This window comes from Nocardia caishijiensis NBRC 108228 (assembly GCF_001612825.1).
GTDB lineage: Bacteria > Actinomycetota > Actinomycetes > Mycobacteriales > Mycobacteriaceae > Nocardia > Nocardia caishijiensis.
This window is the reverse complement of sequence record NZ_BDBE01000025.1, coordinates 279,221-304,008: the sequence shown is the minus strand read 5'-3', so window position 1 is coordinate 304,008 and position 24,788 is coordinate 279,221. Positions and strand designations below refer to the sequence as shown.

Here is a 24,788-nt window from a genome sequence, read left to right as displayed (position 1 = left end):
TGTCGGTTATCCCTCGACCACCGCGACGGGCGTCGGCGCCGGGGCGGCGTTCCGGTTGCGCAGCACCGTCCGGTATGTCGCGGGACGCACGGGGCGCACCCACTGCCCGAGCCGGGCCGACAGCGACAACGGGGTGCCGAGATCGTCGAGCATCTCGTCGATATTGCCAAGCGAGAACGGGATCACCGACGCGCCGTGCGCGTGGACACCGTTGCTGCGGGCCCGCGACCAGGCGAGGCGCTCATCGATGTCGTTGTTCATCAGCTCGGCGACCGGCGGAACGAAGGCACCGGTGAGCAGGCCCGCGATCCAGTGCGCACCGACCTCGGCACTCAGCGCGCTGATATTGGAGCTGTTGTACCCGGCGAAGCTGAGGTTGGGGACCTCGACGGGCAGGATGTGGCGGTAGAGCCGGAAGTCGCCCGCCTCGTCGGTGAGCGAGCGGCGCACGAACGGGGTGAGGAACGGGACCTCCTGGCGATATCCGGTGGCGCACACCACGATCTCGGCCAGTTTCAGGGTGCCGTCGGACAACCGCACCGCCGGTCCGTGCTGCCCGCCGATGAGTTCCACGATCTCGGCGTCGCGGTGTACGGCGATACGGCCCGCCTCCACCTGGTCGTAGAACCCCTCGGTGGCAAGCGCGGCGCTGCTGGTCGCCATGTCGGCCAGTGAGCCTTCAGGGACCAGGCCCAGTTCGCGCAACCGCAGCTTGCGCGTCACCCGTTCCTGCAGCAGGTCGAGATTGGCTTCGCGCAGGGCGAGCCGGTCGAGCAGGCGTTCGGCGCGGTGGCCGAACCGGGAGGGGAAGTGCGCCTCACCCGCGCGGGTGAGCAGCAGACGTTCGTAGTCGGTGCCGAAACCGAACTTGCGCGGTAGCTTCCAGGTGAGTCGGCGGGCGATCACGCTGGTCTCGTCGGCGAGGTGACTCACGGCCTCGGCCACATCGCAGGCCGACTTGCCGTAACCGACGACGACCACCGAGCGGTCGCGCGCCAGCTCGGCGTCGTGGAACTGCGAGACATGGCACAGCTGTCCGCCCGCGGCACGGAAGGCGGCGGCGCCGGGCAGGTTCGGCATCACCGGGTCGCTGTACACACCGTTGGCGACGATCAGGTGATCGCAGGTGCTGCGGTGCACACCCATCTCGTCGCGGATCTCGAGCAACCAGCCGCTGTCGACCGGGTCGGCGGCGACCACCTCGGTGCGCAGCCGCAGGTGTCCGGTGAGACCGAATTTCTGCGCGTACCCGGCGAGGTAGGCCTGCATCTGCTGGCCGTCGGGCCAGCGTGGGTAGTCCTCCGGCATCGGGTGGTCGCTGAAGTGGTCGGTGTGCTTGCTGTTCTGCGAGCGCAGGCCCGGGTAGCGGCGGGTGGCGCTCCACACACCGCCCACATCAGGGGCTCGGTCGAAGATCTCGACCGGGAACCCCGCCTGACTCAACACCTTCGCGCAAGCCAATCCCGCAACTCCCGCACCGACGATCCCGATGCGGCTACCGCTAGTCATGGCCAGGAGAGTACTCGGGACCGCCGTCACGGTGCCACCGCCGCGGGACAGGCAGTGCTGTCTACCACCGGCACGCCCGTGCTGTACTGGAACGATGACCAACAGCTCCGTCGTCGTCGACCGGGCCGGACTCTGGGACGCCGAGGCACTCAGCGATGTGGCCACCGTGACCTTCCCGCTTGCCTGTCCCCCACAGGCCACCCCCGCCGACATCGAGGCCTTCCTGACCGAGATGCTCTCGGGCGACCGGTTCGGCGAGTACCTCTCCGATCCGGACCGCACCGTCCTCAAGGCGGTCGACGGCGACGAGATCGTCGGTTACGCCATGCTGGTCGCGGGCAGGCCGACCGACCCGGACATCGACGCACAGGTCAGCCCGGGTGCGGTGGTCGAGCTGAGCAAGATGTACGTGCTGCCGGGCCACCAGGGCACCGGGGTGTCCACCGCGCTCATGGACGCCGCCGTCGACACCGCGCGGGCGGGCGGGGCCGACGCGGTGTGGCTCGGGGTCAACCAGGACAACGAACGCGCGCAGCGGTTCTACGGCAAGCACGGGTTCGTGCGGGTCGGCACCAAGACGATGACCGTCGGCAGCCGGGTGCTCGACGATTTCGTCTTCGAACGGACGCTGTGACCCCTACGTGGTAGCGGCCTCGAACCGCGACAGCGCGAGCAGGCGCGAGATCGCGCGCAGGTACTTCTTGCGGTAACCGCCGTCGAGCATCTCCTGGGAGAAGATCTCGTCGAGCTTGGCGCCGGACACGGTGACCGGGATGCTCGCGTCGTAGAGGCGGTCGGCGAGGACAACGATGCGCAGCGCGACGGCCTGATCGGTCACCGGGTGCACACCGGAGACGAACACCGAGGTGACCCCGTTGATGAGCGCGCCGTACTTCGACGGATGCAGCGTGCTCAGGTGCTTCAACAGCGCGTCGTAGTCGTCGAGGGTGGAACCCGGTGTGGCGGCGGCGCGTTCGGCCAGCACCTCGGGCGAGGTGGGCTCGGGGGCGGGCGGCAGGTCGCGGTGTCGGTAGTCGGGGCCGTCGACGCGCACCGGTTCGAAGATGGAGCCGAGTTTCTTGATCTCACGCAGGAAGTCCTGCGCGGCGAACCGACCCTCGCCGAGCTGACTCGGGAGCGTGTTGGAAGTGGCCGCGATGGAGACACCCGCGGCGGACAGCTCGGTGAGCAGGCGCGAGACCATCGTGGTGTCGCCCGGGTCGTCGAGTTCGAACTCGTCGATGCACAGCAGGCTGTTGGCGGACAGGCGCTCCACGGCGTTGACGAAGCCGAGGGCGCCGACCAGGTTGGTCAGCTCACCGAAGGTGCCGAACGACTTCGGGGCGGGCGCGCTGTGGAAGATCGAGGCGAGCAGGTGGGTCTTGCCGACACCGAAACCGCCGTCGAGGTACAGACCCGCACCGGTGACGGCCTTCTTCTTGCCGAAGAGGCTCTTCTTCGACGCGGCCTTGTGGATCTTGGCGACCTGACCGGCGAATTCCTCGGCCTTGCGCACTGCGGCGGCCTGGCTGGGTTCCTTGGGGTCGGGAATGTAGGAGGCGAAGCTGACCTCGTCGAACATGGGCGGGGGCACCATCTGGGCGACGAGCTGGTCGGCCGGGACCTCCGGGTGGCGATCGACGAGGCGTTCTTGCATGTGCGAATCGTACGGACGTGGTTGCATCGGTACCTATGCAGCGTATCCCTAATGTGACCCAGCTCGCAGATCTCGACGCCGACGCACTGGCCAGGGCCTATGCGTACCCGAGGCATCTGGAGCGGCCGTGGGTGCGGGCCAACTTCGTCAGCAGCATCGACGGGGCGCTCGCCGTCGACGGGGTGACCAAGGGGCTGGCGACCCCCGCCGACAAGCTGGTGTTCAAGCTGCTGCGTGAACTCGCCGATGTGATCCTGGTCGGTGCGGGCACGGTCCGCGTCGAGGACTACGGCGGCGCGCGTACCGATGCCGAGCATCGGCGAACGCACTACCGGCACGGGGTCGGCGGCAGCGCGGACGGCAGCCCACCGCCGATCGCCGTGGTCTCGGGCAACGCGAACCTCGATCCGACGGCGCGCCTGTTCACCGACGCGCGAACCCCACCGCTGATCCTCACCACCGCCCAGGCCGACAAGGACCGCGTCGACGCGCTCGAGGACGCGGGCGCCGAGGTGGTGATCGCCGCGGAGTTCGCGATCACCCCCTCGGCGCTGCTGCGGCCGCTCACCGAGCGCGAACTGCTGCGGGTGCTGTGCGAGGGCGGACCGCACCTGTTCGGTCAGCTGGCCGCGGCCGATCTGGTCGACGAACTGTGTCTGACCACCGCGCCGCTGCTGGTCGGCGGGGCGGGCGGGCGAATCTCGCTGTCGGCGAAGCAATTCGGTACCGCGATGACGCGCAAGCAGTTGGTGCTCGACGACGACGGCACCGTACTGGCCCGCTGGGCCCGTCGGTGAAACCCGGCGCCGAACCTGGCAGGGTGTAGCCATGCGCTTGACTCGGGCCGCGGTGACGGCCGCGACACTGTCGATCTTGCTCGCGGGCTGCGGGGCCGGACCCTCGGATCGGCCCGTCGTCGCGGTGGAACGACCGGGCGCCGGTGGTGCGGCGACCGAAGCGCCCGCCGCCGAGGATCTCGGCAAGGCCGAAGTCCCCAAGTCCGACCTCACGTGGCGCGACTGCACCGAGTCGACGATCAGCTCACTGGCCTTCGGCGACGTGCCCGCCGGACTCGTGCTCGAATGCGCCGACTTCTCGACGCCGATCGACACCGCGGGCACCGTGCTCGGCACCTTCCGCGCGGGTGCCCTGCGGGCCCGGCTGCCCCAGACACCCACCGATGTGGCCCCGCTGGTGCTGACCTCCGGTGCCGACCGGTCCTCGGCCTCGACCCTGGCCGGTCTGGCCATCGGCCCCAATCGGGCGCTGCTCACCGCGCAGCCGATCGTCGCGGTCGATCGGCGCGGCATCGGCGCCTCCCAGCCCATCGACTGCATTCCGGCCCAATTGCGCGCCGTGCTGACCGATCTCGGGCAGACCGGGGTTGGCAATGCCGACCAGGTCGGGGCGGTGGCCGGTCTCAGTCAGGACGCCACCATCGCCTGCCGCGATTTCCTGCAGCCCTACGAGGGCACCTTCGACGCACCGCACGCCGCCGACGACATCGAGCAGCTGCGCAAACAGTGGCAGGTCGACAAGATCAACCTGCTCGGCGCGGGCAACGGCGGCAAGGTCGCGCTCAGCTACGCGCGCCGTTACGGCGACCACCTGGCCCGGCTCGTCCTCGACGCGCCGGAACCGGTCGGTGCCGACGCCGCGACCGTGGCCGAGGCCCGTGTCACCGGCGCCGAGGCCGCGCTCACCGCGTTCGCCCAGCGTTGCAAGGCGGCCAACTGCGCGCTCGGCCCCGATCCACGCGCCGCCGTTGTGGCATTGATGACCAAGGCGAGTTCCGGCGGGCTGGGCGAGATCAGTGCCGCTGACCTGTCGACGGCACTCACCGGTTTCCTGTCGAGCCCGCGCGGCGACCAGGCGGGCCGGGTCACCGCCCTGGCCGACATCCTCGCCGCCGCCGACCGGGGCGATCGAGGTCCCCTGGCCGCGCTGGTCGGGCGAGAGGCGGCCGCGATCTCGTCCGACGGCGAGTTCGTGAACCGGTGCACCGACAGCCAGCAACCGCCCACCCCCGATCGGGCCCGCGAACTGGCCGACACCTGGACCGGCAAATATCCGGTTTTCGGTCGCACCGCCGCGATCGGACTGATGGTGTGCTCGGCCTGGCCCGTCTCCACCGCGCCGCCGCTGCCCGCCGACTTGGCGCTGCCCGTGCTGGTGTTCGCCGGTGTCGCCGATCCCGTCGTCGGCGGTGCGGCCGCCTCGGTCACCGGTGCGCTCGGCGCGGCGGGCGCCCGGCACGCCACCATGACCTGGCAGGGTTGGGGGCATCCGGTCGTGGCGCATTCCGGGTGCGCACAGCAGGCGGTCAACGCCTACCTGGCGGAGGGGAAACTGCCCGCCGACGGCGGCGCCTGCCCCGCCTGACCGGCACCCGACCGGCGCGTTCCGGCGCGTCGGACGGGTCCGGCGACACCATCGCAACCCGATCCGGTGTACCGTGCCCCAGTGTTGTTCCGACAGCTCGAGCCCCGCACCGCTCGCACCGCCGCCGAGGTGATGAAGTTCGCATTGTGGCCCTTCGCGGTCATGACGGTGCTGAACCGTGTCTTCATCAAGGCGATCAACGGTTTCGTCACCGACGACTATCGCCCGGTGTACAACGCCTCGTTCGAGTTTCTGAACGGCAGGCCGCTGTACACGGCCGATTTCTCCTCGGTCGACCCGCACTACCTCTACTACCCGAGCGGGACGCTGCTGATCGCGCCCGTGGCGGCCATCGAGTACGAGTTGTCGCGCTGGCTGTTCATCGGGCTCAACGCCGTCGCGATCCTGCTCGCCTGGTACCTGCTGCTGCGGCTGTTCAAGTTCGGTCTCGGTTCGGTGGCCGCGCCCGCGCTGCTGCTGGCGATGTTCACCTCCGAGACCGTCGTCAACACGCTGGTCTTCACCAATGTCAACGGTTGCCTGCTGCTGGCGGAGCTGGTGTTCATCCACCTCTTACTGCAGCGCCGCGACCTGTGGGCGGGTGTGGCGCTCGGATTGAGTATCGCGGTGAAGCCGACGCTGGCGCCGCTGCTGCTCGTCGCGGCGGTGCGCGGGCAGTGGAAGGTGTTCGTCACCGCGATCGGTGTGCCGGTGACGCTCACCGCGATCGCCTGGCCGCTGTCGGCCGATCCCGAGAAATTCTTCACCGAGGTGCTGCCGTACCTGATGAAGACCCGCGATTACTTCAACAGCTCGATCGGCGGCAATGCCGCGTACTACGGTCTGCCGCACTGGCTGGTCCTGGTGACGCAGGGCCTGATGGCCGGGATTGTCGCGGTGTCGCTGTGGCTGCTGTGGCGCTACTACCGCGACGACGAGCTGTTCTTCGTCACCACCTTCTCCGGGGTGCTGCTCACCGCGTCGTTCCTGCTGCTCTCGCTGGGCCAGATGTACTACTCGATGATGCTGTTCCCGTTCCTGATGACGGTGGTGCTGCGCAATTCCGTGCTGCGCAACTGGCCCGCGTGGCTGGCGATCTTCGGGTTCATGACCTACGACAAGTGGCTGTCGGACCGCTGGCAGAGTATCGGTCGCAACCTCGAGTACCTGCGGGTCACCTTCGGCTGGGGCCTGCTGCTCGTCGTGGTGTTCTGTGTGCTCGGCGATCGCTACCTGGCCGCCCGCCGCGAAGGCAGGCTGCAGTTCGGTATCGACCCGGCCTGGATGGCGAAGGCACCGGACTCGCGCGACGGTGTCGAGGAGAAGCCGACGCCGGCCCCAGCCCCTGACCGCGACGATCCGGTGACGCCGATCGAGGAACGCGAACCCGCTCTGAAGTAGCGTTTCGGCGCGCGCGGCGCGAAACCATTAGCGTGGAGTGATGAGTTCCGATACCTCGTTGCCCGCGCCGCGCATCCAGCTGACGCCGCAGGAGTGGCGGGCCAAACTGAACCCCGAGGAATACGCCGTGCTGCGCGAGGCCGCCACCGAGCGACCCTTCGTCGGCGAATACACCGACACCAAGACCGAGGGTGTCTACGCCTGCCGGGCGTGCGGGGCCGAATTGTTCCGCAGCACAGAGAAATTCGACTCGCACTGCGGCTGGCCGTCGTTCTTCGACCCCGCCGACTCCGACGCCGTGATCCTGCGCCCCGACGACTCGCTCGGCATGCGCCGGGTCGAGGTGCTGTGCGCCAACTGCCACAGTCACCTCGGCCACGTCTTCGAGGGCGAGGGCTACCCCACCCCCACCGACCAGCGCTACTGCATCAACTCCATCGCGCTCAAGCTGGAGCCGAAAGAGTAGTGCCTACGGCAAGGCGTTGATCAGCTGCTCGACCTCGACGCGGGGGCCGGTGAAGAACGGGATCTCCTCGCGCACGTGCAGGCGGGCCTCGGTGGCGCGCAGGTCGCGCATCAGGTCGACGATGCGGTGCAGTTCGGGGGCCTCGAACGCGAGGATCCACTCGTAGTCGCCCAGCGCCATCGAGCTCACCGTGTTGGCCCGCACGTCCGGGTAGCCGCGGGCGGCCTTGCCGTGGTCGGCGAGCATCTTGCGGCGTTCCTCGTCGGGCAGCAGGTACCACTCGTAGGACCGCACGAACGGGTACACGCAGATGTAGTTGCCCGGGTCCTCACCGGCCAGGAACGCCGGGATGTGGCTCTTGTTGAACTCGGCCGGGCGGTGCACGGCCACATTGCTCCACACCGGTGCGCTGGCCTTGCCCAGTTCGGTGGTGCGCCGGAAGTCGGCGTAGGCGGCCTGCAGATCCTCGACCCGTTCGGCGTGGGTCCACAGCATGAAATCGGCGTCGGCACGCAACCCGGCCACATCGTAGATACCGCGCAGCACGACGCCCTTGTCGGCGAGCCCGTCGAAGAAGGTCCGCGCCTCCTTGATCGCCGCCGCCCGGTCGTCACCGAGCACGCCCGGTTGGACCTGGAACACCGAGAACATCAGGTACCGGATGGTGGAATTGAGGGCCTGGTAGTCGAGTCGCGCCATGAATCCATGGTGCCACTGCGCGGATTTCGGGCGGCGTCCGGGATCAGTCCTGGTCGGGCCGGATCGCACGCCACGGCGAGGATTCGTCGCTGCCGAAGACGCCGGTCACGGTGGTCGCCGCTCCCGCGTGCAGTTCGACGGGGCCGAGATCGGGGTCGAGGATCAGTGTTCGCTGCTCAGCGGCTTTGGTCACAGCGGGCGATCATGCAGGAAGGCTATCGCGGTACGTGGACGACACGCCGTGACAGGCGTGCGGGGATTGCCGGGCTCGTATCGCCTCGCGCCCTCGTGCGGCGTAGCGTCGCGCTGACCGACAACCCGTGGAGTATCTCATGCGCGTCATCAGTGTGGTCGCCGACTTGGCCGTCGACGATATCGACGCTGCCAGAAGCTTTTACGCGGACTATCTCGGCCTCGACGACGAGGAATTCAACCTCGGTTGGGTCGCACAGTTCACCTCGCCCGAGACAGGCGCGCACCTGCAGGTCGTCACCCGGGACGCGAGCGCACCGCAGAACCCGGTGGTGACTGTCAAGGTCGATGATATCGAGGCCGCTCTGGCCGAGGCGCAGCGGCGAGGATTCGAGATCGTCCACCCCCTGACCACCGAATCCTGGGGTATCACCCGGTTCTTCGTCCGCGCACCCGACGGGAACGTCATCAATATCGCCCAGCACCACTAGGCGCGAGCGTCGGCGGCTGGACGATTGATCACCACGCTCTCGCGTGAGCAACGGCCGAGAGCCGAACGCCACCAGAGGAGGTCTTGATTCGCCGAGGCACCGGCGGCAACCGCGCAGAAGGGTCACCTCCTGATCCCCGACCTGATGTGTTCGGCCGGGTGTTCGGCGGTGCCAACCGACCACCGGGCTGCCCCGCCGGCGGTGAACGCCCGGTCGGGTCGTCAGGGCAGGCCGCGCGCGATGCGTGCCGCGGCAGCGGTGCCCGTGGCGACGCACGCCGGGACGCCGACACCGTGCAGGTAGGCACCGGCGAGGGCGAGACCGTCGAGCGGGGCGATCGCGGCTTCGACGGCGTCGATCCGCGTGGTGTGGCCGGGTGCGTATTGGGGCAGGCCACCGGGCCAGCGCTGGACGACGGCGGCGGACGGGGTGATCGTCGCACCGGTGACCGTGCTCAGGTCCTCGACGGCGGCGCAGATCAGTTCGTCGTCGGTCCAGGTGAGGGGTTTCTCGTCCCCGAAGCGGCCGAACGAAGCGCGCACGAGGGCGACATCGCGCGCGGCGAGATGCGGCCATTTGCGGCTCGACAGAGTGAAAGCCTTGGCCCGCAAGGGTTCTCCGGTGGCGACGAGAATCCCCGAATTGTCCGGCAGGGCGGTGTCTTTCGGCAACGCCATCGCGACGAGCGCCGACGACGACAGTTCGATCCCGCCCACGAGGGCAGCCACGTCGGGCGCGACGTAGTGCAACAACCGGGCGGTGACCGGGGCGGGTGTCGCGAGCACGACCGCATCGACGGCGCCGATCGGATCGACCACCCATCCCCGCGGCGACCGCGCCAGCCGTGTCGCGGTCAGCTCGGGCGCGAGGCGGGCCCCCGACGCCTCGGTCAGTGCGGCGAGCAGGACGCCGTACCCGTCGCGGAGTCCCCCGAAGACCGGTGCGGAGCTGGGCGCGGGCATCGCCTCGCGCACCGCGTCGGTGAGGTTCGGTGCGCCGTCGTCGAGGGCGGCGGCGAGCGTGGGCAGGGCCGCACGGAGGCCGATCGACGCGCTGATCCCCGCGTAAACGCCCCCGAGCAGCGGGTCGACACTGCGTTCGACGACCTGTCGGCCGAACCGTTCGGCAACCAGCGACTGCACGTCGACGTCCGAGCCGGGTTCCCAGCGCAGTGGCCGCTGCGGCTCGGTCGCCACGCGCCGCAGGGTGTCGTCGTCGACGAGTCCGCGCAGCGATTCGGCATCGGACGGGATACCCATCAGCGTGCGCCCCGGCAGCGGGTGCGCGCGCTCCCCCGCCCACACCAACGGCCGTTTCCCGGCGGGTCGCACCAGTTGATCGTCGAGGCCGAGTTCGCCCATCAACTCGATCACTTCGGGCCGCCGTCCGACGAACGCCTCCGCACCGAGATCCACTGGCTCCCCGGCCAATTCACCGGTGTGCAACACCCCGCCGACCCGCGCGCGCTGCTCGAGCACGACGATGTCGGCACCACCACCCAGGTGCTGACGCAGCCGGTACGCCGCGACGAGCCCGCTGATTCCGCCCCCGACAACCGCGATCCGCATCCCCCGACCGTAGCTGTGGGGCCAGCATGCCGACGAGACGCGTCCGTACTGTGTCGGCTGTGTCACGCCGCCACCCGCCTCGTGATCCACCGATTCGCACGATGTGGGGTCCGTACCGTTGTCAAGGCATCGGCTGACCACTCAGCTCTCGCTGCCGACGAGGGCGGGGTACCTCGGCTGTGGGCTACCCCAGGTGCGTGCGCGGTAGCCCTGCCTACAGCGAGTGGACCAATTCGACCAGCGCTGTCAGCACACCGGGATCGGTATCCGGCAGCACCCCGTGACCCAGGTTGAAGATGTGACCGGTCGCGCCCAACGTGATCGCCTCGTCCGCCTCCGCGACGATGCGCCGCGCTTCCGCCTCCACGGCGTCGAACCCGGCGAACAGGATGGCCGGGTCCAGGTTGCCCTGCAGGCCCTTCCCCGCACCGACCCGGCGCACGGCCTCGGTGAGCGGCACCCGCCAGTCGACGCCGACCACGTCGGCACCGGCCTCACCCATCGCGCCGAGCAGCTCGCCGGTGCCGACACCGAAGTGGATGCGCGGCACACCCGCGTCGGCGATCTCGGCGAACACCCGCTCCGAATGCGGCAGCACGAACTCGCGGTAGTCGGCCAGCGACAGCGCACCTGCCCACGAATCGAACAGCTGCACCGCGTCGACACCGGCGGCGAGCTGGGCCTGCAGGAAGGCGATGGTGATGTCGGTGAGGGTGCCGAGCAGCGCGTGCCAGGTCTTCGGGTCGGCGTGCATCATCGCCTTGGTGCGTTCGTGCTGCTTGCTCGGTCCGCCCTCAACCAGGTAGGAGGCCAGCGTGAACGGCGCACCGGCGAAACCGATGAGCGGGGTGTCTCCGAGCGCGTCGGTGAGCAGCCGCACGCCCGAGGTGACCGCGCCGACTTCCTCCGGACGCAACCTCGGCAGGGCGCGCACGTCGGCCTCGGTGCGCACCGGGGAAGCGATCACCGGGCCGACACCGGGCACGATGTCGAGGTCGATACCCGCGGCCTTGAGCGGAACGACGATGTCGGAGAACAGGATTGCCGCGTCCACCCCGTGACGGCGGATCGGCTGCATGGTGATCTCACACACCAGCTCCGGGTCGAAGCACGACTCGAGCATGCCGATGCCCTTGCGCAGCTCCCGGTACTCGGGCAGCGAACGGCCTGCCTGACGCATGAACCAGACCGGTCGCCTGCTCGGCGTCGCGCCGGTGGCGGCGGCCAGGAAAGGGGCATCGGTCAACCGGCGGCGGGTGTAGGTGCTCACCACGATGATCCTAGGCGGGCGAACCTACTCGCCGTTGCGGGGTGAGGTCGCGGAGTTCGACCTGGATCTCCGTCGGCCCCACCTCGATGGTGCTGCCGTCGCGCGACGAGGCACGTTCCAACCCGCCGCTCTCTTTCATCGCACATCGCGCATCGCGAGGCGCCGCAGAATGCACCCTCCGCAACGCACCCTCGACCGGCCCGTCGTGGGCGGCGCGCCTCCGCACGCCCCGCACACCCACCGTCTACGGTTTCCCTCGTGACACCGCTCGACATCCGCGACGGCGCCGCACCGACCGGGGGAACGCCCCGCGAGCCTGCTTCTTTCCGGGCGGCGGTCGATGCGATGGGCACCGCAACCGTGCACCCTCGAATCGAACTGGCGCCTATCCGCCCACCACAGCGCTTGGCGCCGTTCTCCTATGCGCTCGGGGCGGAGGTCGTGCACCCCGACAGCCCCGTCGTGCCGACCGACTCCGAGGGCGACGCGTTCGGCAGGCTGATCCTGCTCCACGACCCCGACGGGGACGAGGCCTGGCACGGAGTGTTCCGGCTGGTCGCCTACATCCAGGCCGACATCGACGCCGACCTCGCCGCCGACCCCCTGCTCCCCGAGGTCGCGTGGAGCTGGCTGGTCGACTCCCTCGAGTCGCGCGGTGAACCGTTCACCGCCCTCGGCGGCACCGTCACCGCCACCAGTTCGGTGCGTTACGGCGACATCGCAGGCCCCCCGCGCGCCCACCAATTGGAGCTGCGGGCGTCCTGGACGGCGATGAACACCGAGATGCGCCGTCACGTGGAGGCGTTCTGCGAGGTGCTCGCCTTCGCCGCCGGGTTGCCGCCCGCCGGAATCACGCATTTACGGCCGGACTCCTATACCCACACCGACAGACCCTGATCGCCACGTAGAGTTCACGTTTATGTCGGTCGCCGAGGAACCAACCGCAGCAGAGCCCCTGCTCGCCCCCGCCGAGGGGGTTCCACCCGTGCTGGCCACCCCCGACGAGGTCGCCGCGGCCGCCAAATCCCTCACCTCGGGCACCGGCCCGCTGGCCGTCGACGCCGAACGCGCGTCCGGTTTCCGCTACTCCGCGCGCGCCTACCTGATCCAGCTGCGCCGCGAAGGCGCGGGCACCTTCCTGATCGACCCCATCCCCGTCACCGACGCGCTCACCCCCCTGGCCGAAGCGATCAACGACCTCGAATGGGTGCTGCACTCCGCCGACCAGGACCTCCCCGGCCTCGCCGAACTGGGCCTGCGCCCCGCCCGCCTCTTCGACACCGAACTCGGCGGCCGCCTCGCCGGTTACGAACGCGTCGGCCTCGCCGCCATGGTGGAGAACCTGCTCGGCCGTTCCCTGCGCAAAGGCCACGGCGCCGCCGACTGGTCCACCCGCCCCCTACCCGACGAGTGGCTCAACTACGCCGCCCTCGACGTGGAACTCCTGCTCGAACTCCGCGACACCGTCGCCGACGACCTCACCACCCAGGGCAAAATCGACTGGGCCGCAGAGGAATTCGAACACGTCCGCACCATGGACCCACCCACCCCCAAGGCCGACCGCTGGCGCCGCACCTCCGGCATCCACACCCTGCGCCGCCCCCGCCAACTCGCCGTCGTCCGCGAACTGTGGACCACCCGCGACGAACTCGCCCGCGCCCGCGACGTCGCCCCCTCCCGCATCCTCCCCGACTCCGCCATCGTCGCCGCCGCGACCAACGACCCCCGCACCATCGCCCAACTGCGCACCCTCCCCGTCTTCGGCGGCCCCCGCCAACGCCGCTACTCCCGCGACTGGCTCGCCGCCGTAGACCGCGCCCGCGCCCTCCCCGACAAACAACTCCCACCCCTCACCCTCCCCTTCGACGGCCCACCCCCCGTCAACCGCTGGGAACGCCGCGACCCCGTCGCCGCCGCCCGCCTCACCACCGCCCGCAACGCCATGGGCGAGCTCTCCACCCAGCATTCGATCCCGGTGGAAAACCTGCTCTCCCCCGATCTGGTGCGTCGCCTGTGTTGGGACGGATTGCCCGACTACAAGAACGTGGGCACACCCGACGAGCTTTCCACGGCGATCGAGGAGTTCCTGCGTGCGGGTGGTGCGCGACCATGGCAGCGCACTCTTGCCGTCCCGGCACTGACCAAGGCGCTGACGCCCCGCGAGGGGTGAAGCAAGACTCAGCGAGCCGCGAAGTCTGCCCCTCGGGGAGCCTCTTCCCGAGCCGGGAACCTCCAGGTCCGCACCTCCCAACAGGGAGATCTGCGCGTGAACGCGGCTACCCAACTGAGACGGTTCCGACGATGCCTTACCACTGATCGGCCAGAATCGCCCGAACGTCAGCCTCCATCGACCGCCGTGCCATGCGATTACGACCATCTTCACAGATTCCCATAGTCCTCGACAACCTCCGCTATGTCAGGATCCTCGGATTCGGAGGCCCTCGCGATCACAATTCGAATCAAGTCCGGATATCCGAGTTTGTCGAGTAGCGCGCACACCCGACGAAACTCTTCCCACGTGAGATGATCCCGATTCATCAGTTCCATCACGTGTTTCGACAGTTCCTTGTCGAGGGTTTCACGCCCTAGTCGAAACATTATTTCGTGCGCCATTCCAACCTGGTCATTTGTTTCCAGCGAGATCTGAAATAAGTCTGAAAACAACTCAATAAGCACAGATCGCGGTGCATATCTGAGTGCAACGAGAGCGCCCCACCTTTCTGGAGCTCCTGATTTCAATGCGTTACGCAGGATCGATACCGCATCCGAGCGTGCGAATAACGCATTGCACCGTTGAATAGTTTCCAGCTCCGATTCGCCAATTTCAGATAATGCCTCTCCAAATTTCATGTTTACCTCCATCCAACCCGGCTGCAGCCCCAACGCAGACTCTCGCTGTCGTACTGGAAGTGCTCCTCAATCGCTAGCAGCCCTACGCCTGGTCGCGCGGTCCATTTGAAGCGGCGAATACCAATCGGCCCGGGACAGCCTGATCAGAATCTTCGGGAGCCGACCAGGTCGCGCCCCATACAGATTCCCGATTGTCAACTGTTACCTCCCTTTAGTCGCGAAGTATCCGCTTCATTGCCACGCCTAGGCAGCCCATTTGCGCTCTATCCGAATTCCAAACTCAGGGGTTACCGGACGATTCGATAGCCGCAGCAACAACCGCTGTAACAGCCTTGGCCAAGTCTCGCAAGTCAGGTCTGCGCCGGAGGTTGCGATCCCGCACATTGGGAAATGGTGTATAGAAGGAGCCATTATCCCATAGTGTCAGCGTTCCGCCGACAGACGAATACAGGTCCTCCAACCTATTCTGGACACCAACTGATAGTAACCTATTGGAGACAAACAGTTCCAACGGCAGGGGCACCGACGATAACGCATGAGGAGTCGGCACCGGCTGCTCAATATCTACCGAACCATAAAGTCCACCCGGTATGTCCGACATGCGGCGAAGCACTTGCCTGGTAAACTTCTGCCGCTTTCCAGCAAGCAATAGTTGCCCCTTGTCGAGATAATCGACTGGCATCCCGAGTTCTTCGGCCGAGAAATTTACAGCCACCGGGAACCGGTCGACACTCCCCCAGCGCCGCGTATATTCACACACGGCCGGCCCGAACTTGGGCAATTGAAATAGTTCCTCGATCGGTCGACGCGCAACTGTGGGACCGTCGGAGTTCGACTCCATTTTCCCACTCACATCCATTGGCGTGGGCAAATCTCCTACAAATCCAACGTCGTACGGCGCATATCTGACAGAACCAGTCGAACTTCCGAGATCGGCGAGAATTTCCGTCACACGACGGAACGTCTCCTCTTCGGGGCTGGCCGAATAAATCGTTGTTGTTACAAAAGGCGCATTCGGATGTCTTCTCGCCATCAAAGCTTCTCCCGTCCTCAGTACCACCCTTTCAAAATTGCCATTGCAGCAAGCTGCCCCGAGTTAGGCTTAGATGCAGTAACAAGCTCCCCCTTCGTTCTATCGAACTGTGCAACAAAGTACTGCGCGGGTGCCCCACTTTTGTGCTGGAGTTTGCGTAACCCAGCCCGCTAGGCGCGTGAAGAACTCTAGATCCGGAGCGACCAGAGATCTCCACGGTCGGTCCGCATTCACCTACTACATGCCATCCAAGTCTTTCGCACCGGCCAGGCACGGCCTTCAGTGACAATTTTGCCGATTTAATTCCCAATCGAGAGCACTCGGATATCTGCCGTGACACAGGTCAATAATTCTTCCCGAATCGTACGCGATACCCCGTTCTAAGACTCCTTGACATACAACGCCGTCCAGTAGGACCACAAATGAGTCCCTTCGGGAAATGCTGGAGATCAATGTCGCCCGCCAGTCCAACTCGAACATCAGATGTTCGGCGCATCCAGGCATCTCTTCGATGAACTTCCTCATAATAGCGAGCGTTACGCATGACGCGGTCTACATCCCCCACGGGTACCCCCCCCGTTTGAGGCCAAGTAGCGAGCCGCTACCCGCTACCTCCGCTAGAAACTTATGGAATTCCACGACTGACAATATCCGACTCTCCCAAAGCGGACAACCGCGCGAAATAAGTCCAGACAAATGGAATGCCTAATACTGATTACGCCCGAGATGGCAGATATGTTGCCATTCACTTTCAATCTCCTCCATTTCCCCATCGACGTTCATCTCGGCGGAGAAGAAGGGCAGAATCCGGTCACGGATGATCGTGAATGAGACCCCACACGCAGTAGACAGCACAGCAATCAACCGGAAGCCGGACAGTTCAAATGAATCATCCGAATTCAAATATCCTAAAATCTCCTCAAAGCTACATTCCGAATCAATCATCCGACGCACGGCGATAGATTTCTCGTCAATCTTATTCACGCTCACCTGAACGAGACCTCCACGTCAGTGTATGCACCCGGCTCCCCTACCCGCTTCGTGACCTCTACGTTAGTGAAGCCAAGCTCCGTCGCCCGCTTTCCGGTAAAGGAGCCCAGAGCCGCTTCCTCGATACTCAATCCCTCACGAATAGATCTATTGAAATGCTCAAGATTTGTCGGCATGGAGGTAACCCACTTCGCATCGATGCCGGTAATGTTTTCCCTTCCGAAATGCTCCACCATTTCAGAAAACATGTCGCGCCCGCTAGGCGTTCCAGCCCCCCGCTCTATAACCAGGGACAGGATCCCATCCTCCGTCAATTTTGCGATAATACCACCATCGCCATTATATGTGTTGATGTACTCCCTACATGCCAACCCTAACGGATCGACCCATGATATTGGGTTACGCGGGTAAGAGTTGGGATTAGGCGCCGGTCGCAACCCCAGCGGGTCTTGGGTAAGATACCTGCCGGTTTCGGGATCGTAATAGCGATGAAAGTTGTAATTCAGGCCGGTTTCGGGGTCGTGTTGTTGGCCTTGGAAGCGGTGGGGGGTTTCGGGGCCGGTCCAGATGGTTTGGCCCCAGAGGGTGGTGGTCGCTGTTGAGGTGAGCGTGCCGGTGGTGGGGTCGGCTAGGTGGGTGGGTTGGCCTTGGAGGTTGGTGACTATTGCCCAGAATTGGTCGTCGACCGACTGGGTGAGGGGGACGTGGGTGGTGGGGTGGTTGGTCCAGGTGTGGGTTCGGGTGGTGGTGGGGGTGGTGGTTGTTTGTTCTGTGAGGTGGGGGCCGTCCCAGGTGAAGGTTGTGTGGGTTTGGGTGGGTTGGTGGTGTTTGGTGGTGCGGCGGCCGAAGGGGTCGTAGGTGTAGGTCCAGGTTGTGGTGTCGGGGGTGGTTACTTCGATGAGTTGGTCGAAGGCGTTGTAGCGGTAGTGCCAGATGGCTGGTTTGCGGGAGAGGCGGGTTTTCTCCTTGCGGATCAGGCGGCCTGCGGCGTCGTAGTGGTAGCGGGTTCGGCCGGCGCGGATCAGCAGGTTGTTGCGGTATTCGAAGCGTGAGTCGGGTGCGGACTCGTGAGATTCGGGACCAGGGGTGGGTTCGGCTGCGGGACCGAGTTCGGGGGCAGAGGGTAGGTCGACGGTGGTCAGGTTCGAGAGGGCGTCGTAGCCGTACTGCTCGGTGACACCGGTGGGGGTGGTGATGTGGGTGATACGGCCGAGGACGTCGAGGGTGTAGTCGCGGCGGTAGTGGCCGGTGGCGGTTCTGGTGGTGTGGTTGGTGATGTAACCGTCGGCCCGCCAGGCATATTCGTCGCGTTCGAGCAGTTGTGTGGGGGTGCTGGTGCGGGGGTTCAGCTGCACGAGTTCGCGGCTGAGGGTGTAGCCGTTGGGGCTGTAGGTGTTGTGTTGGCCGATTCCCGCGCTGTGCCAGCTGTTCTGGCGGCCGAGGGCGTCGTGGGTGAAGGCGAATCGGTGGCCCTGGGTGGTGAGGGCGGTGACCTGCCCGGTGGGGGTGCGCTCGTAGGCCACGGCGGCGCCGCTCGGCGTGCGGTAGCCGATTCGGAGGCCGTGAGTGTCGTGGGTGTAGGTGCTGGTGCGTCCGTCGACGTGTTGGGCCAGCAGTCGTCCGGCGGGCGTGTGGTCGAAGGTGAGCGAATGGATCGTCTTGTCGTTCAGACCGTTTCGGGTGGCGGCGAGCTGGCCGGTGGGCGTGTAGGTGCGGCTGATCCATTCGCCGGTATCGGTGCTGACGCCGGTGAACCGGCCGAGGACGTCGTAACTGTGCCGGTGCTGGACACCGGTCGGCGTCGTGACGATGGACGCGCGGTGGAGCAGGTCGTATTCGGTGGTGGTGACCGAGCCGTTGTAGTCGGTTTCGGTGCGGACGTTCCCGGACGGGTCGTATTCGTAGGTCCAGGTGTCGCCCAGGGGATTGGTGACCGAAGTGAGGCGACGTTCGGTGTCGTGGGTGTAGGAGGTGACGCCGCCGTCCGGGGATTCGCGCGTGCGGACCACGTCGAAGGTGCCGTAGGTGTAGCGGGTGACGGCACCGATCTCGTTGGTGTGGGTGAGGAGGTTGCCTTCACCGTCGTAAGTCCAGGACTGGGTGGCGCCGTCGGGGTCGGTGTGGGACAGCGTCTTGCCCTCGGCCGAATACGTGTAGGTGCTGCTGTTGCCGAGCGGGTCGGTGACCACCACGGGGCGACCGAAGGCGTCGCGCTCGACGGTGGTGACCACGTTGCCGGGTTCGGTGACGCGGATCGGAAGACCGGCGGCATCCACGTCGATGCGGGTGATGGCGCCGGTCGAGAGGGTGATCGAAGCCGGTGCGCCGCACGGATGGTGGGTGTAGGAGGTGGTGATGCCGTCGGCGTCGGTGACGGTCGCCGGATTGCCGTCGGTGTCGTAGGTGCGGGTGAGAGCGGTGCCGTCGACGTCGGTGATCGTGGCGGGGCGGCGCGGGGCCGCGTAGTCGATGGTGATGGCTCGCTGGTCGGGGCGCCGCAGCAGGATCAGGTCGCCGTCGGCGTTGTAGAGGTAGGTGGTGATGTTGGCGTACGGGTCGACGTGACGGACCGGTTGACGGAATTCGTTGAAGTCGGTGATCGAGGTCGCGCCGCGCGGGTCGATCGTCGTGCGCAGGCAGAGGTCTTCGTCGAACTCGTAGACGGTGGTGTGGCCGAGGGAGTTCGTGTGCAGGGTTCGGGTGCGACGGAACTCGGGGAGCTCTTCGTAGGCGAAGGTGGCGGACATGATGCCGTCGGTGCCTACCTGTTTCACCACCCGACCGGAACGGTCGTAGGTGTTGTGCAACTCGGTGCCGCGCGAGTCACGCCACGACACCATGCGATGGTCGTCGTAGCGGTAGGTCGTGCTCGCTGCGACACCGTTGGTGACGGTGGTCAGATCGCCTGCGGTGTAGCCGAATTCGCGAACAACCGTCTCGGTGTCGCCGAGCACGGTCAGACCGGTCACCCGGTCGCCGGTGGTGTCGACACGCACCCGGTATCCCCCGGAGTGCGTCACCTCGACAGGTTGGCCGACGGCGTTGTAGTGGAAGGTGATCCGATTGTCGTGGTGGTCGACGACCTCGGTGATCGCGTACTCGCCATGCTGGGTGTCCCACCCGCCGAGGACCGGGTTCGGCCGGAAATTCCAGGTGAGTTCGCGCTCCGGGTCGTGGACCGAATAGCCGCCGGTGTCGGTGCGCGTCATCGTCGCGCGAATACCGCTGTGTACCGGGCGAACCGGAACGCCGGGCGCGGTGTGCGGGAATTGCCACAGCTCACCGTCCGGACCGATGAACCTGACCCCGACCTGATCGGCGATCACCCGCATGTCCAGAGTCGCCGCCCAGGACGGGCCGAACCAGCGACCCATCCGATACGACGAACGGTGTCGACGTGTCAGCACCAACGCCAGCACTCCCGGCAGGTCGACATCTGTTTCCGGGAGCAGGAACTCGCCGGTGGCGGCGTCGACCGGGTCACCACAGTCGTTGGTCTGTTTGGCGGTCTTGTTCAGATCCGGTTTCCCGGCCGGGGATTGGTCGGTGAGTTTGCTGGTGTCGGTGGGGGTACCGGCGGGTTTCGTGGTGTCGGGAGTAGCCGAGTTCTCGGGGGTCTTCGCGGCGGTGTCCGGCGAGTTCGCCGGATTGGTCGGTTGGTCGGGTGATTTCGTCGTCGCGGGGTCGGTCGGCTTTGCGGTGTTGGCCGGGCTGGTGACGGGGGTGTCGTCGCCGTTCTTCGAGGTCTTCGACGGTGTCTTCTTGAAAGCCTTCGCGATGTCACCGAAGGCCGACTTCAACTGCTTCAGCAGCGGTTTCAGATTCGCCATCGTCTTGGCGAGTTTGCTGAACAGCTTCGCGATCATCGCCACCGTCTTGGCGATGTAGGCGGTGGCCTGGACCGCGACCAGCGGGGTGGCCAGTCCGGCTGTGAAGACCGCTTCCGCCGCCCACACCGCCAGGCGACCGACGGTCTGGGCGACCAGATCGCGCACGACCTCACGAACCGCCGACACGATGCCACCGGCCATTCGGATCGCCGACGCCGCGGCGGTCGCCGCGCCGTTGGCGGCGGTGAGCAGGTTGGTGGTGTTGGTGGCTGCGCTCCTGTAGGCGGTGGCGGTGGCGCCCGTCCACTCCCCCAGGTCGGCGGTCACCGCGGCGCTCTGGGCGGTCGCCACCTCGCTGATGCGCGTGGCGACGTTGTCCCACGTCTTGGCGTAGGCCTCGATCTGGGCGGGATCACCGGCGATCCAGTCCAGAGCGTCCTGGAGCGGTTCGCAGTGCTCGATCAACCAGCCGACGCCGTACCCGGCGAGCGTGCCGAGCGGGTCGACGACGAGAACGGCGGCTTCGGCGGCCAGACCGACCACCCCGAGTCCGGTCTCGATCCAGGAACCTCCCGAGATCGCCGCCGACAAGTCGTTGACCGAACTGACCAGACTGATACCCGACGACCAGGTGGTGGTGTCCTCCTTGGCCGCGATGAGCGGATTCGTCATCAGACGTCGAGGTTCTTCAACGCCGCGGCATGGGTGGTGTCGCGGGTGGTGAACGCGTCGGCGACGGCGGTCAGGTTGGCGCTCGTGTCACCGAAGGCGGTGATCGCGGCCTGGATCGCCTCGATGCCGTCGGTCTCCACCGCGTCGACGAACAGCGGACCGAGAAAGGCGCAGAGCTGGCCGAACGCGTCCGACGGTGCCGATACCGCCTGCGCCGCTTCCAGCGCTTGGGTCAGCCCGGAGCCCGCCGAGGACAAGTTGGTGGCGTGAGTTCTGATCGTGCCCGGGTCGACATTCAGTTCCCCCGCGCCGTCGGCACTCGTCATCGGACGTCCCACCCCTCATGTGCACTCCGCATGGTGGGCACTCCCGAGCCCGTCGACCATCCGGTGTCGAACCAGAACGACCCGCAACAGCGCGAATGCGCCCGCTCCGGGTTGCGGCACGCAGTGCCAGTTGCCGAGCGTAGCCGATCGGAAGGCCGATCTTCGGGTGACGAAAACGATGGAACCGCACAGGGCTTCGCTGCGTCCAACCCTGATGACGCAGTGCTGTGCCGGGACCGATCACGACGACCGGAACGCCGGGTGTTCTCGGCGCGACGGTGTCGTAGGCTAGGCGCGACGACAGAGCGGCCCGGATGCGGGGAGCGATCGGGCGCCGCGTGGGATTGGTTCGGTATGGCTGGGCTGCGGCTCGGGCGATCGGGGAGACGGAGGATGCTCGTGCGGCGACAATCGGCGATGGTGGTCGGCCTGATGTGCGGAGTGCTGGCGGTGGGCGGGTGTTCCGGTACCGAGACGGGTACTGCGCAGCCGAGTACGGATACGGCGGCGGCTACGGCGGCGCTGTGGGATCCGTGTACGCAGATCCCGGACTCGACGTTGACTGGGCTGGGGTTGGGTGTCGGTTCGAAGCGGTCGGGGATCCTCGGGGTCGAGGAGCCGGGTTGGAAGATCTGTCGCTGGGATGACGCGGAGTTCCCGTCTGGCTGGGGCATCGGCGTCTACTCGACGATTCACACGATCGCTGAAGTGAGAGCGAAACCCACCAACATCGAATTCAAGGATGTCGTGATCGGTGGGCGTAGTGGTGTGCAGTTCCGGCAAAGCCACTACGACGCAGATGAAGATTGCTCAATCGCATTTTCGACTGCGAGCGGGCTCGCTCAGCTGGACCTTCTGAACACGGGCGTCCAGGCGAAGACCGTTCCACCGTGTGAAAGGTTGCAGCCGATCGCGGAGGCGATTGTTCCACTTTTTCCCAAATAGAAGTCGCGACGAGTAAGGGGGTGCGGTGGCTCCGTCTGATGAGAAGTCCCGCTGGCAGTATCTGAACGAGGAGGCTAAGGCAGGTCGCCTGTACTTGGACCCGTCAGTGGCAACGAGTTGCCGAGATGCGAGCAACAATCAGATCAACTTGTTCAACCAGTTGAAAAACGACCTGCAGTCGCTGGCGACTGTCTCCGGCCTCGGCCGATTCGACTGCGCGGACGAGCTGGCCAAGATGCTCGGCATGAAAGCCGTTGGCGGAGAACGCGATTTCAACACCGCGTTCCAAGAGCACATCGAAGTCCTCACCCTGATCCGCGACACCATCGACATCTCGGTGAAGAAGTACGAGAGCCAGGACGAATCGGGGGCTGCGGACACGAATGCACTGGGCAACAACATTCCCGCCGGAGGTAAGTGATGTCGTTCCTAGAAGCAGTGGGACGGTCGGTGCCGGTTGTTTCGACCTACTTCCAGTTGAAGGACTACGCCGACGGCAGCAAACCTACGCGCTCGATGGACGAGAGCCCTGACGCCACCATCGCCCGCAACCGGCTCACCGAATTGAGCTCCGTTTTCGACGGTCAATACCAGAAGCCTCAGGTCACCGAAGGTTCCTACAAGGATCCACGCAATATGGACGACCTGTACGACCGTGTCTCCGCCATGTCGATCACCGATGTCAGCGCGCTGCACACCCGCTGGGAGACACTGCGCAACAGGCTCGAAACCGGTTTGAAGACGTACGACTCCGAGATCCAGAAGGCGATCGCGGAGAAGTGGACGGGTGGTGCGGCAGCCAGCGCGGGTGCCGGTATCGCGGACTATGTCAGCAAATCGAGCAACCTGCTGACCTCCGCGCAGATGATGGCCGAGAAGGTGAAGCTCGTACAGTCGGCCATGCAGGTGACCAAAGACCGCGCCAAGCCGCACGACGGGTCGTTCATCAGCGGTGTCGCGAGCTGGATTCCCGGCCCCACCTGGAAGATGAACACGCACAACGCCGACACCGCGAAGACCGAAGCGGCCGAATTGGTCGAAGGTGTTTTCTACCAGGCGGTTCGGAAAGCGGACGAGGATGTGCCGCTGGTTCCGCAGCCGTACAACCCGGTCGATCCAGGTGCGAATCCCGGTGGCAACAACGGCGATCCGGGCTCGACCACGGGCAAACCGTCCACCGACACACCGACGACGCAGAATCCGACGACCGAGCTGCCCACCACCGAGGAACCCACGACCGAAGAGCCGACGACCGAAGACCCGTCCGACGACGAGGACACCGGTGACACCAGCACGCCGGAGACCGAAGAGCCCGCCGCGGTGACGCCACAGAACACGCTGGAGAATCCCACGTCCCCGGCCGGGACACCGGGATCGACGCTGCCAACCGGCACCGGCGGTTCGCCCGGCACCGGGTCACCGGGCGGCTCCTCGCCGGGCAGTGGCGTACCGGGAGCGGGTACATCCATGCCCGGTACCCCGGGTGGCGCGACCGCTGGAAAGTCCGGTGCGAGTGCCGGTTCGGGTGCGGGCACATCCGGTCGCGCGGGGATGCCAGGCATGGGCGCCATGGGTGGTGGCGGCGCGCGCGGCAAGGGCGACGACGACAACGAATCCAAGACGAAGGACTACCTGATCAACCAGCAGAACGGCGAGGAGTTGACCGGCCTCGCTGAGGACCAGCGGGTCAAGACGGTGCCACCGGTGATCGGCGAATGAGCGGCAAACAGTGGCAGTTCAGTGCGCTCGGATTCACCGTGCTGTGGCGCGCGGCCGACCGCGACGTGCTGCCCTACCCGTTGCAGACGCATTCCGACGCCGAGACCGTCGCCGATTACGACCGACTCTGGCAGGAGGAGGCGCAGCGGATAGTCCCGATGTTCGACGAGTCGCTGGACGGGGCGGTGCGGTTGCTGCTCGACCCGGAAGCGCGATTCGAACTGGCCGGTTACGGCGAGGGTGAGAAGCTGCGGTCCTTCGCCGCCGTGCGTGACCGCTCGGCGGTGCTGGTGGAACAGCAGCGGGTACCGATGGACCGTGACGGCGGCGACATCCGGATGAGCATGCTCGACATCGACCAACTCCCCGACAAACTGCTGGCCCGCCTGCCCCGCACCGACGCCGCCCGCGCGGACGTGTTCTCCATGAACACCAACGACCTCGAGGAGGAAACCCCCTACGACCCGTGGGCGGCCGACCGCCGCACCCCACAGGAAAAGGCGGAGGCGTTCTTCGGCCGCACCCGGTCGACACTGGTCTACCTGGCCGGTTACCCCGGCGCGGCGGTCGACAACCGCCCCCAACCCGGCCAGGGATTCCACGTGATGGACTTCCCCGACGGACGCTACCTGGTGACCCAGCGCGGTTCGGTGGTCGAAGCCCGCCCCGGCGACCTCACCGACGCCCGCCAATCACTGATCCGCCTGATGAAGACCACCCTGGCGATCCACCGCGAGGACAACGAGCCTTCTTACCGGTAGATCAGTCCCTGCCGCGAGTCCAACTGC

General features: G+C 66.3%; 24 protein-coding genes. 12 read left to right on the top strand and 12 right to left on the bottom strand.

Annotation, left to right across the window (positions count from 1 at the left end; all coding sequences use genetic code 11):
- Positions 1-6 precede the first annotated feature (6 nt).
- Complete coding sequence (locus NC7_RS08280; protein ID WP_084458162.1) at positions 7-1,509, bottom strand: flavin-containing monooxygenase; 1,503 nt, start codon at positions 1,507-1,509, stop codon at positions 7-9.
- Between the two features lie 94 nt (positions 1,510-1,603).
- On the opposite strand from NC7_RS08280, the gene NC7_RS08275 reads away from it, so the two are divergent.
- Positions 1,604-2,143, top strand: a complete 540-nt coding sequence (locus NC7_RS08275; RefSeq protein WP_067980950.1) for a GNAT family N-acetyltransferase — start codon at positions 1,604-1,606, stop codon at positions 2,141-2,143.
- Between the two features lie 3 nt (positions 2,144-2,146).
- Here the strand turns inward: NC7_RS08275 and zapE are convergent, their stop codons facing one another.
- Complete coding sequence (zapE, locus tag NC7_RS08270; RefSeq protein ID WP_067980949.1) at positions 2,147-3,166, bottom strand: cell division protein ZapE; 1,020 nt, start codon at positions 3,164-3,166, stop codon at positions 2,147-2,149.
- A 35-nt stretch (positions 3,167-3,201) separates the two neighbouring features.
- Here zapE and NC7_RS08265 point away from each other — a divergent pair, with 35 nt between their 5' ends.
- The 4 genes from NC7_RS08265 to msrB all read left to right on the top strand — a co-directional run bounded on the left by NC7_RS08265 (position 3,202) and on the right by msrB (position 7,415).
- Complete coding sequence (locus NC7_RS08265; protein WP_067980948.1) at positions 3,202-3,963, top strand: pyrimidine reductase family protein; 762 nt, start codon at positions 3,202-3,204, stop codon at positions 3,961-3,963.
- Positions 3,964-3,994: 31 nt separating this feature from the next.
- A complete protein-coding gene (locus NC7_RS08260; RefSeq protein ID WP_067980947.1) occupies positions 3,995-5,548 on the top strand; it encodes an alpha/beta hydrolase in 1,554 nt (517 codons plus the stop codon).
- Between the two features lie 81 nt (positions 5,549-5,629).
- Positions 5,630-6,949: a glycosyltransferase family 87 protein gene (locus tag NC7_RS08255; protein ID WP_174550207.1), complete on the top strand. Its 1,320-nt coding sequence runs from the start codon at positions 5,630-5,632 to the stop codon at positions 6,947-6,949.
- Between the two features lie 40 nt (positions 6,950-6,989).
- A complete protein-coding gene (msrB, locus tag NC7_RS08250) occupies positions 6,990-7,415 on the top strand; it encodes a peptide-methionine (R)-S-oxide reductase MsrB (RefSeq protein ID WP_067980946.1) in 426 nt (141 codons plus the stop codon).
- 3 nt (positions 7,416-7,418) lie between these two features.
- Here the strand turns inward: msrB and hemQ are convergent, their stop codons facing one another.
- Both hemQ and NC7_RS29015 read right to left on the bottom strand, forming a co-directional pair.
- Positions 7,419-8,114: a hydrogen peroxide-dependent heme synthase gene (gene hemQ, locus NC7_RS08245; RefSeq protein WP_067980945.1), complete on the bottom strand. Its 696-nt coding sequence runs from the start codon at positions 8,112-8,114 to the stop codon at positions 7,419-7,421.
- 43 nt (positions 8,115-8,157) lie between these two features.
- Entirely contained in the window at positions 8,158-8,307 is a 150-nt protein-coding gene (locus tag NC7_RS29015; protein ID WP_157101892.1) for a hypothetical protein, read from the bottom strand.
- Positions 8,308-8,446: 139 nt separating this feature from the next.
- On the opposite strand from NC7_RS29015, the gene NC7_RS08240 reads away from it, so the two are divergent.
- The gene (locus tag NC7_RS08240) at positions 8,447-8,797 is read left to right on the top strand and encodes a VOC family protein (RefSeq protein ID WP_067981277.1); all 351 of its coding nucleotides are present in this window, start codon (positions 8,447-8,449) and stop codon (positions 8,795-8,797) included.
- Between the two features lie 221 nt (positions 8,798-9,018).
- On the opposite strand, the gene NC7_RS08235 is transcribed toward NC7_RS08240, so the two are convergent.
- The 3 genes from NC7_RS08235 to NC7_RS30080 all read right to left on the bottom strand — a co-directional run bounded on the left by NC7_RS08235 (position 9,019) and on the right by NC7_RS30080 (position 11,774).
- Positions 9,019-10,365 carry a protoporphyrinogen oxidase gene (locus tag NC7_RS08235; protein ID WP_067980943.1) on the bottom strand — a complete coding sequence of 449 codons (1,347 nt, stop codon included), beginning with the start codon at positions 10,363-10,365 and terminating at the stop codon, positions 9,019-9,021.
- 214 nt (positions 10,366-10,579) lie between these two features.
- Positions 10,580-11,635 (bottom strand): uroporphyrinogen decarboxylase, encoded by a 1,056-nt coding sequence (hemE, locus tag NC7_RS08230; RefSeq protein ID WP_373861232.1) that lies wholly within the window; start codon positions 11,633-11,635, stop codon positions 10,580-10,582.
- A 10-nt stretch (positions 11,636-11,645) separates the two neighbouring features.
- Positions 11,646-11,774, bottom strand: coding sequence for a hypothetical protein (locus tag NC7_RS30080; protein WP_255285044.1), 129 nt, complete (start codon positions 11,772-11,774; stop codon positions 11,646-11,648).
- Positions 11,775-11,980: 206 nt separating this feature from the next.
- Here NC7_RS30080 and NC7_RS08225 point away from each other — a divergent pair, with 206 nt between their 5' ends.
- Positions 11,981-12,532 carry a DUF3000 domain-containing protein gene (locus tag NC7_RS08225; RefSeq protein ID WP_067980940.1) on the top strand — a complete coding sequence of 184 codons (552 nt, stop codon included), beginning with the start codon at positions 11,981-11,983 and terminating at the stop codon, positions 12,530-12,532.
- A gap of 22 nt (positions 12,533-12,554) precedes the next feature.
- Positions 12,555-13,805, top strand: coding sequence for an HRDC domain-containing protein (locus NC7_RS08220; RefSeq protein WP_067980938.1), 1,251 nt, complete (start codon positions 12,555-12,557; stop codon positions 13,803-13,805).
- A 209-nt stretch (positions 13,806-14,014) separates the two neighbouring features.
- Here the strand turns inward: NC7_RS08220 and NC7_RS29010 are convergent, their stop codons facing one another.
- From NC7_RS29010 to NC7_RS08200, 5 genes are all read right to left on the bottom strand, one after another.
- The gene (locus NC7_RS29010; RefSeq protein ID WP_157101891.1) at positions 14,015-14,485 is read right to left on the bottom strand and encodes a hypothetical protein; all 471 of its coding nucleotides are present in this window, start codon (positions 14,483-14,485) and stop codon (positions 14,015-14,017) included.
- Between the two features lie 280 nt (positions 14,486-14,765).
- Positions 14,766-15,518: a hypothetical protein gene (locus tag NC7_RS29005; protein WP_157101890.1), complete on the bottom strand. Its 753-nt coding sequence runs from the start codon at positions 15,516-15,518 to the stop codon at positions 14,766-14,768.
- 705 nt (positions 15,519-16,223) lie between these two features.
- On the bottom strand, positions 16,224-16,508 hold the full coding sequence (locus NC7_RS08210) for a hypothetical protein (protein ID WP_067980935.1): 285 nt from the start codon (positions 16,506-16,508) through the stop codon (positions 16,224-16,226).
- The gene (locus NC7_RS08205) at positions 16,505-21,010 is read right to left on the bottom strand and encodes a DUF6531 domain-containing protein (protein WP_067980933.1); all 4,506 of its coding nucleotides are present in this window, start codon (positions 21,008-21,010) and stop codon (positions 16,505-16,507) included. The genes NC7_RS08210 and NC7_RS08205 overlap by 4 nt, the downstream gene beginning before the upstream one ends.
- Complete coding sequence (locus NC7_RS08200) at positions 21,010-21,336, bottom strand: type VII secretion target (protein WP_067980932.1); 327 nt, start codon at positions 21,334-21,336, stop codon at positions 21,010-21,012. Before NC7_RS08200 ends, NC7_RS08205 begins: the two co-directional genes overlap by 1 nt.
- A gap of 393 nt (positions 21,337-21,729) precedes the next feature.
- On the opposite strand from NC7_RS08200, the gene NC7_RS29510 reads away from it, so the two are divergent.
- The 4 genes from NC7_RS29510 to NC7_RS08180 are packed head-to-tail and all read left to right on the top strand — an operon-like array spanning position 21,730 to position 24,761.
- The gene (locus NC7_RS29510; RefSeq protein ID WP_159372859.1) at positions 21,730-22,281 is read left to right on the top strand and encodes a DUF3558 domain-containing protein; all 552 of its coding nucleotides are present in this window, start codon (positions 21,730-21,732) and stop codon (positions 22,279-22,281) included.
- Between the two features lie 25 nt (positions 22,282-22,306).
- On the top strand, positions 22,307-22,702 hold the full coding sequence (locus NC7_RS08190) for a hypothetical protein (protein ID WP_157101889.1): 396 nt from the start codon (positions 22,307-22,309) through the stop codon (positions 22,700-22,702).
- A 29-nt stretch (positions 22,703-22,731) separates the two neighbouring features.
- Positions 22,732-24,000, top strand: a complete 1,269-nt coding sequence (locus NC7_RS08185) for a hypothetical protein (protein WP_157101888.1) — start codon at positions 22,732-22,734, stop codon at positions 23,998-24,000.
- Positions 23,997-24,761 carry an ESX secretion-associated protein EspG gene (locus NC7_RS08180; RefSeq protein WP_067980924.1) on the top strand — a complete coding sequence of 255 codons (765 nt, stop codon included), beginning with the start codon at positions 23,997-23,999 and terminating at the stop codon, positions 24,759-24,761. The genes NC7_RS08185 and NC7_RS08180 overlap by 4 nt, the downstream gene beginning before the upstream one ends.
- Positions 24,762-24,788 lie beyond the last annotated feature (27 nt).

Bases quoted from the DNA above. Each gene is read 5' to 3' on its own strand.
- NC7_RS08280 (WP_084458162.1), bottom strand. From the start codon at position 1,509: ATGACTAGCGGTAGCCGCATCGGGATCGTCGGTGCGGGAGTTGCGGGA.
- NC7_RS08275 (WP_067980950.1), top strand. From the start codon at position 1,604: ATGACCAACAGCTCCGTCGTCGTCGACCGGGCCGGACTCTGGGACGCC.
- zapE (WP_067980949.1), bottom strand. From the start codon at position 3,166: ATGCAAGAACGCCTCGTCGATCGCCACCCGGAGGTCCCGGCCGACCAG.
- NC7_RS08265 (WP_067980948.1), top strand. From the start codon at position 3,202: ATGCAGCGTATCCCTAATGTGACCCAGCTCGCAGATCTCGACGCCGAC.
- NC7_RS08260 (WP_067980947.1), top strand. From the start codon at position 3,995: ATGCGCTTGACTCGGGCCGCGGTGACGGCCGCGACACTGTCGATCTTG.
- msrB (WP_067980946.1), top strand. From the start codon at position 6,990: ATGAGTTCCGATACCTCGTTGCCCGCGCCGCGCATCCAGCTGACGCCG.
- hemQ (WP_067980945.1), bottom strand. From the start codon at position 8,114: ATGGCGCGACTCGACTACCAGGCCCTCAATTCCACCATCCGGTACCTG.
- NC7_RS08240 (WP_067981277.1), top strand. From the start codon at position 8,447: ATGCGCGTCATCAGTGTGGTCGCCGACTTGGCCGTCGACGATATCGAC.
- NC7_RS08235 (WP_067980943.1), bottom strand. From the start codon at position 10,365: ATGCGGATCGCGGTTGTCGGGGGCGGAATCAGCGGGCTCGTCGCGGCG.
- NC7_RS30080 (WP_255285044.1), bottom strand. From the start codon at position 11,774: ATGAAAGAGAGCGGCGGGTTGGAACGTGCCTCGTCGCGCGACGGCAGC.
- NC7_RS08225 (WP_067980940.1), top strand. From the start codon at position 11,981: ATGGGCACCGCAACCGTGCACCCTCGAATCGAACTGGCGCCTATCCGC.
- NC7_RS08220 (WP_067980938.1), top strand. From the start codon at position 12,555: ATGTCGGTCGCCGAGGAACCAACCGCAGCAGAGCCCCTGCTCGCCCCC.
- NC7_RS29010 (WP_157101891.1), bottom strand. From the start codon at position 14,485: ATGAAATTTGGAGAGGCATTATCTGAAATTGGCGAATCGGAGCTGGAA.
- NC7_RS29005 (WP_157101890.1), bottom strand. From the start codon at position 15,518: ATGGCGAGAAGACATCCGAATGCGCCTTTTGTAACAACAACGATTTAT.
- NC7_RS08205 (WP_067980933.1), bottom strand. From the start codon at position 21,010: ATGACGAATCCGCTCATCGCGGCCAAGGAGGACACCACCACCTGGTCG.
- NC7_RS08200 (WP_067980932.1), bottom strand. From the start codon at position 21,336: ATGACGAGTGCCGACGGCGCGGGGGAACTGAATGTCGACCCGGGCACG.
- NC7_RS29510 (WP_159372859.1), top strand. From the start codon at position 21,730: ATGCTCGTGCGGCGACAATCGGCGATGGTGGTCGGCCTGATGTGCGGA.
- NC7_RS08180 (WP_067980924.1), top strand. From the start codon at position 23,997: ATGAGCGGCAAACAGTGGCAGTTCAGTGCGCTCGGATTCACCGTGCTG.